We start from the raw sequence: 14,414 nt of genomic DNA, 5'->3' as shown, positions 1-14,414 counted from the left end.
ATTGATAAAGATCAATGGATTATTGAAGAGTCTAACGATATATTAAAATTTTCAACAGACAATAGAAGTATGGTTTTGAAAAAGTTCGAACCGAAGCTTTAGGCTTGATTTGATTTTTAATCAATTATTACTTTTTTGTTTGTAATATGTTAATAATCAATGTTTAGCTATCATTTTCATTTGTTAGTTTTTTTAAATCATCAATAAAATGATTCGAAAATTGTTCTGTCAAGGCTACTAAAGAAAGAGTAATCAGAAATGGTCACTCTTTTTTGTTTTTAAAAGGGTTTGTGACAAAATATATAAGGAGGGCTCATATCCGCCCAAAGGCGGACGCTGGTTCGAGTCCAGTCCCCGCTACTAGCAATGACAAGGGTTTCAAGAGATTGAAGCCCTTTTTTAATACCCTAAAGTCTGCTCAGGTAAAACATTTACCCCTTTTCATTTTATTTAAAGTAAAATGGTTTAAATTGATAAATATTTGAGGAAAATTAAAGCTTCAGTAAAGTTTTTTGTATTAAAGAGGAACAGAAGTTTTTTCAAATATTGATATGCCGGATTACCATAAAACCGCCATAGTCAGCCAAATCTATTCCACAATATTTGATTTTGTCTAATATATTATTTCTATCAGGTAGGGTTAATTCAATTTACCAATCCCTATAAACTGGGAATATTATTGGTTTAGTCAATGTTTTTTCATCCTCTAAGAAACTTAACTCCCACCTCCATTTTGGTTTAACACCTCTTGCTTGATAGGGTTCACAGTTCCATAGCCTGATTACTGATTCTGTATTTTCTTTGTGGGAAGGAGCCGCCGTATCAATAAGAGGATTATACATATTAATCCTTGATTGATGGGGAATTTCAGGAAAATTCAAAAAGCCAATTTTTTTTCCAAAATGGTTCAGAATTTTCAGGCGAACAAAATAATTGTACAACTAATACTCCTTTTGACTTGAAAAACCGCAAAGTTTCTTTAATTAACTTCTTAGCAAAGCCTTTTTCTCGTTCAGATGGTTTTATTTCGATAATATCAATCACAGCCATAAAATCATACATTTGATAAACCACAAATCCGATAGCATTATTATCTGTAATTACACTCATTCTTTTTTCTGCAAATGCCTGTAAGATTATATTCCAATTACAATAAAACCCTTGATTAGTTGTATCCTTTTCATCAATTAACCATCGCTCTATACAATCAAGATGTTTTTTATTTGGATGTAGATTACATTTTAGCATACATTGAATATTAACGACTATTGCAGATATAGTTTAATCTCAGAATATAAATTAAATGTAATGAAAAGGAATTAATGCTTTAAGGTAATTTTCCTACTCCCATCCAACTCCTGCAATTCCAACTGTAACTTTTCCTTATCCTCCAACACAAGATTAGACAGAAGATACACAAACCGATATGATTAGTTATTAAAATATAGTCTTCTTAAAAGTTGTCGTGAAGGCTATGTAACCTTAAAATATAAGGAGTATGAATAAAGGCCAGTTATTTACCCTTTACTTTTTCAATTTTATCCACCATTTTTTTCGCATTCCCGTTGGTGCCGCCTAGCACTATGGCCTTTTTGTAATTGGATAATGCCAAATCGTATTGTTTGTCTATAAAATATGCTTCTCCCAGACTGTCAAATAAGTTTGCATTTTCTAGAAATTCAGTCGTAGCTAATTTAAAAATTTCGATAGCGGATTGATTTTTGTCTAATTCTAACAAGACATAACCAAGTCTGTTCAGTTCGTTGGAGTTGTCAAAATCATATTCGTCAGGGTGTTCTTTTTTCAATGAAAGGTAAGATTCAATACCTATCGATACGTCCTGGATAACTTTCCCACTTATTTCCAAGTAAATGGATTTTTTAGGTACTTCATAAGACTTACTGTAAATAGCATTTAATACCGTTTTCAGTATATCGATATTATCATAGTTTTTTCCGTTTGATGTCAAGGCAAAGGAAATGCTCTCTTCGGGAAAATAACTGAATAAAGAAGTAAAAGCATCAATCGCCCCATTGTGCCCAAAACTGGTTTTATTATTGAGTTTCCCCTGAAAAAGCCCTAAACTATAAGTTTTCATTAATTCCAGACTTTTAGCACTCAGGAGCTTTCCGTTAAACAAAGCATCACTGAATTTTACCAGATCCTTTGATGTCGATACGATTCCGCCCGCGCCCAGAGGAATGGAAATATCCGTTTCCGATTCCGCCTTCCAATTATCGACAAACTTATAAGATTTACATTCATTGTTATCCGTATTGATTTTTTTGCCAAAAAAGGTGCTTTTTAACCCAACAGGTTCTGTGATGTAAGTTTTTAAAAGCGCTGAATAAGGCTTTTTAAATGTTTTTTCCAAAATGTAGGTCAGTAAAACATAATTTGAATTACTATACACTGTTTTACTTCCAGGCTCAAAATCACTACCTCCTTTAGTAATGATTTCGACCATTTCCCTTTCCGTTTTGCTTTGTCTATCCCAGGTTCGATAATTTTCATTACTAGTGAAATTATGTATTCCGCTCCGATGACTAAGCAAATGTTTTATGGTGATTTTATTCGAATTTTTGATGGTGGGGAAATAGTTCTCAATGGTTTGGTCCAGGGTAAGTTTTTTCCCCTCAACTGCTTTCAGTGTTAAGACTGAGGTAAACGTTTTGGTAATTGACCCAATTCTGTACTTAGAGTTCTCATTGGCCTTAACTTTATTTTCGAAATCCGAAAACCCTACGGATTTCGTATAAATGATTTCTCCGTTTTGGGAAACGGCAACACTTCCCATAAACAGGTCATTAGTTTCAAGGGCGTCAAAATAATTGTCTAATTTGGCGTGGTTAAAATTTTGTGCAATGCTGATTTGGGTTAAAAAGACAATTAAAGTTGTAAGGAATATGGTTGCTTTCATTTGATGAACTTTGATTAATTTTTGTTTTAATGACAGATTGAATTGATGAATGCTGTAGCCAGTTATTTACCCTTTACTTTTTCTATTTCATCCACCATTTTTTTCGCATTCCCGTTGGTGCCACCTAGCGCTATGGCCTTTTTGTAATTGGATAATGCCAAATCGTATTGTTTATCTATAAAATATGCTTCTCCTAAACTATCATAGGCATAGGGTTCATCTGGAAATTCTTTTACTAGAAGTTTAAAAATCTTAATAGCGTCTTTAATCTGGTCTTTTTCAATCAGCTTATATCCAACTCTGGCTAATTCAGATGGGTTTGAGAAATTATAGTCGTCAGGAAATTGATTTTTTAATTCGTAATAATAGCTAATTCCTTCATCCACATTGTCATAACATTTTTCACGGATTGTTAAATAAACGGACTTTTTAGGCATTTCAAATGGTTTGTCCTGTATGATATTTTCAATGGCATCTGCAATTTCCCCGAGTTTAAAGTTTTTGTTATTAGTTGTCATTGTTATGGATAACCCCAATGTTGAATTAGCATATAGCAACGCCTCAAAGTTGTAGGATGACCCTTGATGGTAATGTGTTATAATTTGATTGTCATTTAATTCACAACGACCCAATGAGGATTGCTTTCCTTGAAAATTAGTATGGGCAAGAATAAGAAGTGATTCTTTCGATATTATTTTACCACTATGTAGGGAAATCAAATAGTTATGTAAATCGCTATTCGATAAGTGTACCCAGCCGGTAATTGGACTTCTTTCTGTTTTATCATTTTTATTTTCATTATTAAATGCCTTAACCAGATGTTTGTTGCTTGAATCTGGGTCAAAAACAGCACTTTTAAGTTCTAGCGGTTTTATAATATTTTCAGTTACGAAATCCTCAAATTTTTGACCTGATACTTTTTCTATTATTCGTCGCTGCAGAAAAATACTGTTGTTATTATAATTATAGCTCGTTCCAGGCTCAAAGTCTAGTTTTTGTAGTGATTTTAAATTATTATAAACATCCTTGTTATTATGTGAATTTTCATAATCGATTCCGGGCAATCCTGACGAGTAGGACAAAAGGTGTTTAATTTTTATTTGTTTAGACCATTCAGGTAATCCAAGATTAAATTTATCAATGGAATCGTTAATGTCAAGAAGCTGCTTTTCGGCTAAAATCATTATAGAAATCGCATTGAATTCTTTTGCAATTGAGCCAATGCTATAAATAGAAGAGCTATCTATTTTTTCGGAACCCGAACCATCTATATAGCCAAAGGATTTGTTATAAACAGTTGTGTCTTTTATTGAAACTATTGCATTGCCATTGAAAATTCCAATATTGTGGCAATTTGATATAAGTGAATCAATAGTTTGGTAATGTTTGTATACGTTTTTTACCTCTTGTTTTTGTTCTGTCCTACAATTTGTGAATAATATAGAAAAGATGAATAAAGAGAGACATTTAATTTTTGTATTCATGATTTTTTAATATTCCTTTCTTTTAAGGACGAATAAAGTTCTTGAATGTTACATTTTATAATTAACTGCAAATCGTCTAGCGGGCTTTTTAGATGTGTCGTGATTTACCTATTATTTGACCGTATGTTTAACGGAAAGCTGAAAGGTGGGGCAACAGGCTTCGCTTTTATCGTTGGCGGGGTTTTAGTTGTAATTTTCAATTATACCATTAAATATATCATTCAAAGCCGCCCTCATTTGGAATAAAATCATCCTACATATCCAACACACTATATTCCGGACGCTTGGTTATGGTTTTATAACTGTGTCTTGTCCTGAAATAGCTATATACAAAACAAGTGTATGCAAACAAAAAGTCAACAAGAAAACTACTTTGATCGTTCGAGCAAAAATGGGCGTTATGATAAGCGACTGATTTTAAAGACTGTCAAAGAAGTTGAAGAGGGTTTGCCAAGGAAGGAAGCCAACCGGATTTATGGACTAGGCAAGAGTTCATTAGCTAGCTGGATGCAGCGATACGGATCAGAACATTACCACCAGAACCTAAAAAGAAAAAGCTATACCAATCTTCAAAAGCGTACCATTGTTACAGGTATAGAGCAAGGTCGAATGACTATTAAAGAAGCTCAAATAGCTTACGGTATCAAGACAGAAAAAACCATTAGGACTTGGCTGTTGCGTTTTAAGAAAGAAAAAGTTAATCTTTTATAGAAACACAACCTCCAATGGCAAAGCAACAACCATCACCAGACAAAGAGGCCTTGGAGAAAGCCTTACAAGAGGCTGAACTAAAGATCAAGGCCTTGAACACACTGATTGACGTGACCGAAGAACAGCTCAAGATCGATATCAGAAAAAATCTGGTGCCAAACAGTCTTAAAGATGAAACAGGACTTCCCTAAGCAAGGAATAGGTCTGTTGTGCCGGTCGTTTGGCAAAACAAGGCATGCCTACTATGATGCCATCTGCGGAAAGAGCGCAATTTAGTCAAAGAGGATATCATCCTTCAGGAAGTTATTGATATTAGGAAGGACCTGCCCGGTTGGGCACCTGTAAACTGCACCATGTTTTACAAGACAGGCTTTTGTCTCATGGTATAACCATAGTTCCATTTACTGTCGGATCACAATTTATTGGTAAGACAACGAAAACGTAAGGCTATAACTACCAATTCAAGGCATTGGATAAAAAAGTATGGAAATTTAATCAAAAATATTTCTATAATTCGGCCAGAGCAAGTTTGGGTCAGTGACATTACCTATATCAGGATAGCTGATCAATGGGGCTATTTAAGTTTAATAACAGATGCTTATTCAAGAAAAATAATGGGTTATAGTTTTAGAATGGACCTAACGGCACAGGGCTGTATAGATGCTTTGCAAATGGCCCTTAACAATAGAATGTATAAAGAGTCGATGATACACCACTCCGATAGGGGCTCTCAATACTGTTCCCCTCAATACGTCGGGTTATTGCTCAAGAACAAGATTGCCATAAGCATGACAGAAAACGGTGATCCATATGAAAATGCCATAGCCGAACGCATAAATGGTATTATAAAGACAGAATTCAATCTGCACACAAGTTCTTTGGGATTTGAGAAAACTCATAAACATGTCTCAAAAAAACAGGGGTTTATCATGGAAAAAGCAGAAAAAGAGTTTAAGATGCTGGTGATTTCTGAATGAAATAAGCTACACTTATATGATATTGCCAGTCCAATGAGGTTGGCATTTTTGTTTTATGGGGTTATGGGTTTCCATAATTTACTTCTTTTGAAAAAGGCCCCCCCTCAGATAATCGGGAGATTTTGGTTTATATTTATATCAGTTTTTGAATTTATAAAGAAACCTAAAAAGTACTGATGTCCGCCGTTAAGTTATTATATTTGGAATGATATAACGAGTTAACCACAAGCTGAAAAAGCCCACCGCTCATTTTAGCACATTTGTTTTTCCCCACGCAAAAGTCAAAGCCAAAAAAACAAAAGAGCTAAAAGTAATCCCTCGCCCACAACTTCAAAATGAGACTGAAATCAAGATATTGCAATTCAACTCACAGTTATTACGTAAATTCCACAATATTTCTTTATTTTTGCGTTTTGGTTATCAGAAAAGAACAATGGAGTATAAAAAACAGATTGGTAAAAATATAGTAGCATTATTGCTCTTTGCAGCTTTAATGTTACCCACTGCCATTCAGTTTTTTCATATGTTCGAAGGTCACGAACATATCACTTGTTCTGAAAAGACCTCACACATTCATAAATCCATTACCAAATGTGATACATGTGATTTTCATCTTGTGTCTTTCAACTACGATATAGCCAAATATCCTGACTTATTACTACCAAAAATTCCTGTAAAGATTAATGTAGACTTTGCTTCTTTACAGTTTCATTCCATTAAAATAACCAACACCCAGCTTCGCGCACCACCTATTTTTTCTTAATCGACAAATAGTTTTCTAATGTTAATTAAGAAATTATATGCGCAAGTACGCTCTATTGATACTGCTATTGTGCAGTATTCCATCTATATCACAAAATTGTAACAACACACTTTCTGGTACTGTCACAGACCTTCACGACGGCTCATTGCTTATTGGAACAACTCTTATTGTTGCAGGTACTGAACAAGCTGTAGAGACTGATTTTAACGGAAAATTTACCATTAAAAACTTATGTAATGATACCTATCACATACAGGTGTCACATCCATATTGCTTAACGAAAGGGTTTACGGTCAAACTATCTGGTAATACCACCAAAAACTTTAAACTGGAGCATCATTTAGAGGAGCTCAACCAAATTTCGGTTGAAGGAAAAGCCTACAGCGACAAATCCAAAACAATACTTGAAAACAATATTTCTAAAGAAGAATTGGAACGTTTCAGTAGCGGTTCTCTCGGTGATGCCCTAAACAGTTTGAGCGGTGTTTCTTCCTTAAACACGGGTAATACCGTTATAAAACCATTGATTAATGGTCTTCATAGCAGTCGTGTAGTTATTATAAATAATGGGGTTCGAATGGAGGACCAAGAATGGGGAGCTGAACACGCCCCAAATGTAGATATCAATTCGGTCGGCAACCTTACGTTAATAAAAGGCGCTGGTGCGTTGCAATATAGTGGCGATGCCGTGGGTGGCGTAATTGTAGCCGAAGCTTCGAAAGTTCCTGTAAAAGATAGCCTCTACGGCAAGACTTTATTTACAATAGCAACAAATGGGCGTGGTTCTTCCCTCACATCCCAATTGACCAAAAGTTATCAAAGTGGATGGTATGCAACGGCACAGGGCACGTTGAAACGCTTTGGCGATTTTGAAGCACCGGATTATGTCCTGAGCAACACAGGCATTTTTGAACGTAATGCTTCTTTACACGTGGGTCTTAACCGTTTCAACTATGGTTTAGAGGCATATTACTCACTCTTTAAAAATGAAATCGGTATTTTAAGGGCTTCTCATTTGGGTGGTGCACAAGACCAAATTCGAGCCATAAATAGTGACAGACCATTAATCATCAACGACTTTACATATCAAATCAATGCGCCCAAACAAGATGTAATCCATCATTTGGCAAGAATAAAAGCTTTCAAAAGATTTGACAGTTTTGGAAAATTGAGTTTACAATATGATTTTCAAAGGAACAATCGTTTGGAATTCGATATCAGGCGCGGTGCAGACAGAGACAACGCTTCATTAGACTTGCAACTGGACACTCATACCCTTATGCTGGATTTAGATTCCCATTTGACCGATGCAATAAGTCTAAAAGCTGGTGTAACGGCAAGATATCAAAACAACTTTGCAGACCCAAATACCGGAGTTCGCAGATTGATACCAGATTATGATAAATATGACTTGGGAATATACGCCATAGCAGATTACCGATTGAATGACCAATGGCTTCTTGAAGCAGGAGGCCGTTTTGATTACGCCTATATGGACGTTTTCAAGTTTTACCGAACATCCTTTTGGGAATCACGTAATTATGACGAACTGTTTCCAGAAATAGTGGTTGAAGAACTGGACAATCAGATTTTGACAAATCCACAATTAAATTTTTATAATAGTTCAGCAACGTTAGGAGCTACCTACTCTTTTGGTAATGATTATAAACTGTTTTTCAACTACTCAATTGCTTCACGAGCGCCAAATCCTTCAGAACTTTTTAGTGAGGGTTTACACCATTCAGCTTCCCGAATAGAGCTGGGCGATTTGCGTTTCAAATCAGAAATTGGTCATAAAATGTCATTAACATTTCAACGTGATAATGATATCTTCAGTTTTTCCGTAAATCCATATATCAATACCATTTCAGACTTTATCGTTATTGAACCTACAGAGATTCAGCAAACTGTAAGAGGCAATTTTCAAGTTTGGGAATATAGGCAGACCAACGCGAGATTGTTGGGCATAGATGTTGACGCATCGTATAATTTTGCTGAAAACTTGCACTTTAACCATCAGTTTTCTTTGGTTAAGGGCTACGACCGCACCAGAGATGAGCCATTAATAAGTATGCCACCTGTAAATACGAAGAACGAAATCGTATATCAAAATCCGGAATTCAATAATATCCGCTTGTCATTACAGAGCGAATACAACTTTCGACAAAATGAATATCCCGATAATAATTTTGAAGTATTCATTCCAGAAACAGAAACAATGGAAACGGTGGACGTTAGTACGCCACCAAACGACTACCATTTACTGAATTTTAATTCAAACATCGATTTTAAAGTTACAAAAAAATCAACACTAACTGTGGGATTTGTAATTACCAACTTATTGAACACTTCCTACCGAAATTACCTAAACCGTTTGCGCTATTATGCAGACGATTTGGGCAGAAACTTTTTATTAAATGTTAAAATCAATTATTAATTTCTAAAACAAAACCAAATGAAGAAAGTAAAATTTTTAAGTACAGTATTATTTGCAACACTATTATTTGCATCCTGCTCAAATGACGACGATACGCCAGAGCCAGTAAATGAAGAAGAGGTGATTACTACGATGACAGCAACCCTTACGCCTGATGGCGGTGGGACAGCCATTACTTTACAGACCCGTGATTTGGACGGTGATGGTCCAGACGCACCTGTTGTTACAGTTTCAGGGAATTTGGCAGCTGGAGTTACATATAATGGTACCATCGTTCTGCTTAACGAAACCGAAAGCCCTGCCGAAAACATTACCGAAGAAGTAGAAGAAGAAAGTTTAGACCACCAATTTTTCTATACATCAGGTGGCGGTTTGGACGTAACAACGGCCTATAGCAACTTTGACAGTGAAGAAAATCCCTTGGGCACAGAATTTACGCTCACAGCAGGTGCTGTCAGTTCTGGAACACTAACCTTTACATTGCGTCACGAACCTACTAAACCAAATACAGGTCTTGGAGATGCAGGTGGAGAAACAGATATTGAAGCCACCTTTAATGTTATGGTAGAATAGAGTTAGCCAAATATACTTTGTTTTCTACAAGATGATGCCCTACACGACTTTTGTTGTTTAGGGCATTAATTTTATTTAAGAGAAGTGCATAGAAAGTATTTAGCAGAATATCGCCAACGCCCAGAGTCATACACATTAGCAATTCGATCAAGCCAATGCTGAAGACCAAACTGTACGAAAAAAGCCTGCTTACAATTGGAGAGGATGGCTCTGCCATTAAATGACGGAGCGTGCCTCTCACACCACCCAAGATAAGGATTCATAATATTTGGAGAGTTAATTTCTCCATAAGGTAACCCGTAATGAAATATGCGGGCAATTTGGTTCCTTTGGGGGAAGGGGAAAAAGCCCCGTATAAAATTATAATCAGGAACAAAAAGTACTGATGTTCGGAAAATAACTCTGTTAAATCATTATATTTAGATTGATATAACGAGTTGTAGCGCATTAAACCTGAACTTTATGGAAACTAAATTAATAGAAATCTCACCTGTACTACCAAGTCAAGATATTGAGAGAGATGTTAGCTGGTATGAAAAATACTTGGGTTTTCAACTATTGCACAAAGACAATATGTATGCTGTAATGAGAAGAAAAAATTTATGCATACATCTACAATGGCACGCTGACACAGAAGATGACCCTTTACTTGGTGGTTCGGTCATTAAGATTTTTGTAAAGAACCTGCAACCGATTTTCGAAGAATTTTTAGATAGAGGAACAGTGAAGCAAGAAAAATTGAAGTTAAATACATCTTGGAATACAAATGAATTTGGATTTTATGACCTTAACAAAAATGCAATATTCATTGTGGAAGACATATAAAAAAATGAATTAAAACGTGCCACAACAATAGTAACCGATTGCACAAGCCCATAAATTATATAATATTGACTTCCATAGCCGTCTTATAAGACGGTTTTGTTTTTTACGTACTAATAATTGGACTCTAAGAAAAGGGTTAAAATCAATCTTTTGAGGCTATACAGTGTTTCAAGAAGAGTTAAAACAAGGTAATTAGGATAATTAAGTAATGAGAATATATTATGAATAAAAAAGAACACAAAATAATAGCAATGCTTGCAAGGGGTTATACCCAAAGGGAGGTTAGCGAATGGCTCATAAAAAAAGGGTATTCTTCCGTTTCTTTAAGCAGTATTGAAAAACTACTGGCAAAACTACGTAAGCAGTATAAGGTTAGAACTACTATACAGTTGTTTGTGGTCTTAACCAAGAAAGGGCTGATATAGACGGTTTTATTTTGTCATACGGGAAATCATAATGAAAGATACTAGCAATTCTGTTTCTTTGAGGGAAGGGGGAAGATATTCGTATAGACTAGGCGTAATTTCCTTTTATATTTATGACAAAATAAAAGATTAAAAGAGAACAAAAAGCTTTGTTATCCCCGAAATCTTGCCTGCCGATAGGTAGGTTTAAGGGGTAAAAATGTATTTTAGTGTTTATATAACAAGTTAGCCATAATTAAGAAACAATGAAAATCAGATTAATTTCAATTTTATTAATAAGTATTCTAATTGGTTGTAAAGAGAAATATAAGACTGAAAATACAACAACCACTATTTTAGACCAAAAAAAGGAAATTCTTCTTATAGGAACTTTTCACTACAACAACCCGGGTGCTGATGTAGCAAAAACTAAATCATTCGATATTTTAAGTGAGAAGTCACAACTTGAATTAGAACAGATTTCTTCAAGTATCAAAAAATACAATCCTACCAAAGTATTCGTGGAATGGCCATACAACGAACAAAATGAATTAGATTCTCTTTATCAATTGTATAAAGAAAATAAATATTTCACCAATGACAGTCTTTCTGATTTTTATCTAAAAAACGAAATCTTTCAATTAGCATTTAGGGTTGCAAAACAGAATAATTTGGACAAAGTTTATGGAATAGATTACCTTGAAACGGGATTCCCTTATCAAGAGGTTATGAATGATATTAAATCAAACAATCAAATTAAACTCAAAGAGCGAATCGAAAAATCTATTGCTCAATTTACAGCAGATTTTGATAATATGATTGAATCTGGAACTACTCTTAAAGAGCTCACGTTTGCTATGAACACAAAAGAGATGAGATATGCCTCCAATGACATACACATCAATATGTTTCCCGTGGCGGGTTCTACAGATGAATTTAACGGTGTCTACTTGACTTCAGAATGGTACAAGAGGAATTTGTATATGTGGTCATTGATTCAAAAAAATACTTTCATTTCAGATGAACGAGTAATGGTTTTGGCTGGCTCTAGTCATACGGCTATGATAGAACTATTTGTTAAAGAAAACAGAGATTGGAAAATTAAGGAATTGAAAGAAATTATTACTGAAAAATAACTATGGCTAACAACGGTAGTTGCACAAGTCTATAATTTGTAAAATATTGGCTCCTATAGCTGCCTTTTATGACCGTTATTTGTTTTATAGGTATATTTATATTAATAGATAACAAAACGGAAAAGTGTGGTCATCCTGTAATTTTAAGGGTAAATCACTATTTTAGTGCTGATATAACGAGTTGGGCGTCAGCATATGCGAACACTCACAGACAATGAATCTAATAAAACCAACGATATGAAGACATTATTTTTGACATTGATTCTTGCGTTATCGACAACGTTAACTTTTGCTCAAACATCAGAGCATCTTACCTTCAAAGGAGTTCCGATTGATGGAACACTTAACGAATATGTTTCTAAAATAAAACAGAGCGGTTTTAAACATTTAGGAACAGAAGACAAAACTGCGATTTTGAACGGTGATTTCGCGGGCTATAAAGATTGTTATGTAGGCGTTTCAACATTAACCCAAAAGGATTTAGTTCATAAGATAGCTGTAATTTTCCCAGAACGTGAGACTTGGTCAACTCTTTCAGGCAATTATTTTGAGCTAAAAGAATTGTTGACAGAAAAATATGGAGAACCGAAAAATGTTGTGGAAAAATTTGACAGTTATCCAGAACCAAGAGACGATGAAACCAAAATGTACAGAGTTAAATTTGACAACTGTAAATACTACTCTGTTTGGCAAACAGACAAAGGCGAAATTCAATTGTCAATCGACCACGAAAGTGTCGTTAGATGTTTTGTACGATTAGGGTATTTTGACAAAATCAACGGCAAAATAATTAAAGCGAAAGCAATAGACGATCTATAAAATATGCGTTTTGCACTAATTGACAATAAGCGAGTAGAAGCACAACCAAAGCAACAAGGACTTTGCCCTAATTGCTCTCAACCTGTTATTGCCAAATGTGGCGATAAAAAAGTTTGGCATTGGGCACACCGTAGCACTAAATCCTGTGACAGTTGGTGGGAGCCGGAAACTGAATGGCATCGTAATTGGAAAAACAACTATCCCTCGGAATGGCAGGAAATAACATTGTTTGATGAACGAACAGGAGAAAAACATATAGCAGACGTTCGGACAACTCATAATCTTGTCATAGAGTTTCAACATTCAGCCATAAAACCTGAAGAACAAATATCCCGTGAAAGGTTTTACAAAAATATGCTTTGGGTTGTTGACGGGACTCGCTTGAAAAGAGATTATCCCCGCTTTCGGAAAGGAATACAGAATTTTAAACGAACAAACCAACAAGGCTTTTTTTTCGTGGATTTTCCTGATGAAGTCTTCCCGAAAAATTGGATTGACAGTTCTGTTCCTGTAATTTTTGACTTTCTTGGCTTATCGGCAGACACGACAGACAATATCAAAAATACTTTATGGTGTCTATTACCTCAAAGGGTCGCAACACAAGCAATTGTTGTTGGATTTAGAAAAAAAGATTTTGTTCAGACAACACATATTAGAGGACAATTATTCCCAGAGAAAGAAAAAACACAACAAAAACAAAAAACACCATCACGACAACCTCAAATAGTAATGAGAAGAAGAGAGCCGACTTATTATTATGACCCTAAAAAAGAACGAATGGTGAAAAGAAGACGTTTTTGAAAAATAGAAACATCGTACTAAAAAGCCGAACGCCCAACAGCGGCTATAAAAAATAGCTACTAAAGGCTTAACCCGAAGTTTTTTGTATTTTTAAACCAATAAGGCTACTCGGAAAGGTTTGCGTGTACTTGCACGCTACTTTTCATAGCCGCAACCCGTTGTATGCAATTTTACAGAACCTTCACCAACGACAGGCAGGAATGAAATTTGACAAACATTTTCCGACTGACACACTAAAACCCTACATAAAATATTTTGTAGTATCGGAGAATGAATTGGAAAGCGAGTACAAAGTTTTTCCGTCTTCAGGATTGGTCATCGGTTTTCAATACAAAGGACAGCTTTCAACTGTAAAAGAAAACAACGAAAGCAAACTTAGTTCCGCAGGAATTACAGGAATTTCAGACAGCTACAAAATCTTTAAAAATTCGGCTGGCATCGGAACAATTTTGGTTTATAGAGGTCAGTAGTTAGTTACTTATCAATTTCGATTGATATACAACATCACTATTGACCATTTTGGTAATAAGGTTATTAAATATTGTTTCCTTGCTTTGTGACCTA

16 protein-coding genes and 3 pseudogenes are annotated in these 14,414 nt (G+C 35.1%); 13 read left to right on the top strand and 6 right to left on the bottom strand.

Going from position 1 to position 14,414, the window contains the following annotated elements; genetic code table 11:
* Nucleotides 1-650: 650 nt before the first annotated feature.
* The 5 genes and pseudogenes from OOZ15_RS05495 to OOZ15_RS05480 all read right to left on the bottom strand — a co-directional run bounded on the left by OOZ15_RS05495 (nt 651) and on the right by OOZ15_RS05480 (nt 4,404).
* A complete protein-coding gene (locus tag OOZ15_RS05495; protein ID WP_265954947.1) occupies nt 651-881 on the bottom strand; it encodes a hypothetical protein in 231 nt (76 codons plus the stop codon).
* Nucleotides 868-1,248: a GNAT family N-acetyltransferase gene (locus tag OOZ15_RS05490; protein ID WP_265954946.1), complete on the bottom strand. Its 381-nt coding sequence runs from the start codon at nt 1,246-1,248 to the stop codon at nt 868-870. The genes OOZ15_RS05495 and OOZ15_RS05490 overlap by 14 nt, the downstream gene beginning before the upstream one ends.
* 71 nt (nt 1,249-1,319) lie before the next feature.
* Nucleotides 1,320-1,430, bottom strand: a pseudogene (locus OOZ15_RS20520) (DUF4138 domain-containing protein); the annotation flags it as partial.
* An 83-nt stretch (nt 1,431-1,513) separates the two neighbouring features.
* Nucleotides 1,514-2,920 (bottom strand): serine hydrolase domain-containing protein, encoded by a 1,407-nt coding sequence (locus OOZ15_RS05485; protein ID WP_265954945.1) that lies wholly within the window; start codon nt 2,918-2,920, stop codon nt 1,514-1,516.
* A 62-nt stretch (nt 2,921-2,982) separates the two neighbouring features.
* A complete protein-coding gene (locus OOZ15_RS05480; protein WP_265954944.1) occupies nt 2,983-4,404 on the bottom strand; it encodes a serine hydrolase in 1,422 nt (473 codons plus the stop codon).
* Between the two features lie 342 nt (nt 4,405-4,746).
* Here OOZ15_RS05480 and OOZ15_RS05475 point away from each other — a divergent pair, with 342 nt between their 5' ends.
* From OOZ15_RS05475 to OOZ15_RS05420, 13 genes and pseudogenes are all read left to right on the top strand, one after another.
* Nucleotides 4,747-5,115, top strand: coding sequence for a hypothetical protein (locus tag OOZ15_RS05475; protein ID WP_265954943.1), 369 nt, complete (start codon nt 4,747-4,749; stop codon nt 5,113-5,115).
* Between the two features lie 14 nt (nt 5,116-5,129).
* The gene (locus OOZ15_RS05470; RefSeq protein WP_265954942.1) at nt 5,130-5,306 is read left to right on the top strand and encodes a hypothetical protein; all 177 of its coding nucleotides are present in this window, start codon (nt 5,130-5,132) and stop codon (nt 5,304-5,306) included.
* Nucleotides 5,307-5,519: 213 nt separating this feature from the next.
* Complete coding sequence (locus OOZ15_RS05465) at nt 5,520-6,092, top strand: IS3 family transposase (RefSeq protein WP_265955222.1); 573 nt, start codon at nt 5,520-5,522, stop codon at nt 6,090-6,092.
* 433 nt (nt 6,093-6,525) lie between these two features.
* Nucleotides 6,526-6,855: a hypothetical protein gene (locus tag OOZ15_RS05460; protein WP_265954941.1), complete on the top strand. Its 330-nt coding sequence runs from the start codon at nt 6,526-6,528 to the stop codon at nt 6,853-6,855.
* Between the two features lie 37 nt (nt 6,856-6,892).
* The gene (locus OOZ15_RS05455; RefSeq protein ID WP_265954940.1) at nt 6,893-9,292 is read left to right on the top strand and encodes a TonB-dependent receptor; all 2,400 of its coding nucleotides are present in this window, start codon (nt 6,893-6,895) and stop codon (nt 9,290-9,292) included.
* Between the two features lie 18 nt (nt 9,293-9,310).
* Nucleotides 9,311-9,865, top strand: coding sequence for a type 1 periplasmic binding fold superfamily protein (locus OOZ15_RS05450; RefSeq protein ID WP_265954939.1), 555 nt, complete (start codon nt 9,311-9,313; stop codon nt 9,863-9,865).
* Between the two features lie 462 nt (nt 9,866-10,327).
* The gene (locus OOZ15_RS05445; RefSeq protein WP_265954938.1) at nt 10,328-10,690 is read left to right on the top strand and encodes a VOC family protein; all 363 of its coding nucleotides are present in this window, start codon (nt 10,328-10,330) and stop codon (nt 10,688-10,690) included.
* 221 nt (nt 10,691-10,911) lie between these two features.
* Nucleotides 10,912-11,115, top strand: coding sequence for a hypothetical protein (locus OOZ15_RS05440; RefSeq protein ID WP_265954937.1), 204 nt, complete (start codon nt 10,912-10,914; stop codon nt 11,113-11,115).
* Nucleotides 11,116-11,360: 245 nt separating this feature from the next.
* Nucleotides 11,361-12,230, top strand: a complete 870-nt coding sequence (locus OOZ15_RS05435) for a DUF5694 domain-containing protein (RefSeq protein ID WP_265954936.1) — start codon at nt 11,361-11,363, stop codon at nt 12,228-12,230.
* A gap of 237 nt (nt 12,231-12,467) precedes the next feature.
* On the top strand, nt 12,468-13,049 hold the full coding sequence (locus tag OOZ15_RS05430) for a hypothetical protein (RefSeq protein WP_265954935.1): 582 nt from the start codon (nt 12,468-12,470) through the stop codon (nt 13,047-13,049).
* Between the two features lie 3 nt (nt 13,050-13,052).
* Nucleotides 13,053-13,187 (top strand): annotated as a pseudogene (locus OOZ15_RS20425) (competence protein CoiA family protein); the annotation flags it as partial.
* Nucleotides 13,188-13,274: 87 nt separating this feature from the next.
* Complete coding sequence (locus tag OOZ15_RS05425; RefSeq protein WP_265954934.1) at nt 13,275-13,850, top strand: competence protein CoiA family protein; 576 nt, start codon at nt 13,275-13,277, stop codon at nt 13,848-13,850.
* A gap of 200 nt (nt 13,851-14,050) precedes the next feature.
* Nucleotides 14,051-14,320 carry a hypothetical protein gene (locus OOZ15_RS05420; protein WP_265954933.1) on the top strand — a complete coding sequence of 90 codons (270 nt, stop codon included), beginning with the start codon at nt 14,051-14,053 and terminating at the stop codon, nt 14,318-14,320.
* Here OOZ15_RS05420 and OOZ15_RS05415 read toward each other — a convergent pair.
* Nucleotides 14,321-14,414 (bottom strand): annotated as a pseudogene (locus OOZ15_RS05415) (IS1595 family transposase); the annotation flags it as partial.

The sequence above is a fragment of the Galbibacter kalidii genome (assembly GCF_026241135.1).
GTDB lineage: Bacteria > Bacteroidota > Bacteroidia > Flavobacteriales > Flavobacteriaceae > Galbibacter.
This window is presented reverse-complemented; position numbering and strand designations above follow the sequence as displayed.

Bases quoted from the DNA above. Each gene is read 5' to 3' on its own strand.
- OOZ15_RS05485 (WP_265954945.1), bottom strand. From the start codon at position 2,920: ATGAAAGCAACCATATTCCTTACAACTTTAATTGTCTTTTTAACCCAA.
- OOZ15_RS05420 (WP_265954933.1), top strand. From the start codon at position 14,051: ATGAAATTTGACAAACATTTTCCGACTGACACACTAAAACCCTACATA.
- OOZ15_RS05460 (WP_265954941.1), top strand. From the start codon at position 6,526: ATGGAGTATAAAAAACAGATTGGTAAAAATATAGTAGCATTATTGCTC.
- OOZ15_RS05470 (WP_265954942.1), top strand. From the start codon at position 5,130: ATGGCAAAGCAACAACCATCACCAGACAAAGAGGCCTTGGAGAAAGCC.
- OOZ15_RS05445 (WP_265954938.1), top strand. From the start codon at position 10,328: ATGGAAACTAAATTAATAGAAATCTCACCTGTACTACCAAGTCAAGAT.
- OOZ15_RS05455 (WP_265954940.1), top strand. From the start codon at position 6,893: ATGCGCAAGTACGCTCTATTGATACTGCTATTGTGCAGTATTCCATCT.
- OOZ15_RS05435 (WP_265954936.1), top strand. From the start codon at position 11,361: ATGAAAATCAGATTAATTTCAATTTTATTAATAAGTATTCTAATTGGT.
- OOZ15_RS05490 (WP_265954946.1), bottom strand. From the start codon at position 1,248: ATGCTAAAATGTAATCTACATCCAAATAAAAAACATCTTGATTGTATA.
- OOZ15_RS05450 (WP_265954939.1), top strand. From the start codon at position 9,311: ATGAAGAAAGTAAAATTTTTAAGTACAGTATTATTTGCAACACTATTA.
- OOZ15_RS05480 (WP_265954944.1), bottom strand. From the start codon at position 4,404: ATGAATACAAAAATTAAATGTCTCTCTTTATTCATCTTTTCTATATTA.
- OOZ15_RS05475 (WP_265954943.1), top strand. From the start codon at position 4,747: ATGCAAACAAAAAGTCAACAAGAAAACTACTTTGATCGTTCGAGCAAA.
- OOZ15_RS05430 (WP_265954935.1), top strand. From the start codon at position 12,468: ATGAAGACATTATTTTTGACATTGATTCTTGCGTTATCGACAACGTTA.
- OOZ15_RS05440 (WP_265954937.1), top strand. From the start codon at position 10,912: ATGAATAAAAAAGAACACAAAATAATAGCAATGCTTGCAAGGGGTTAT.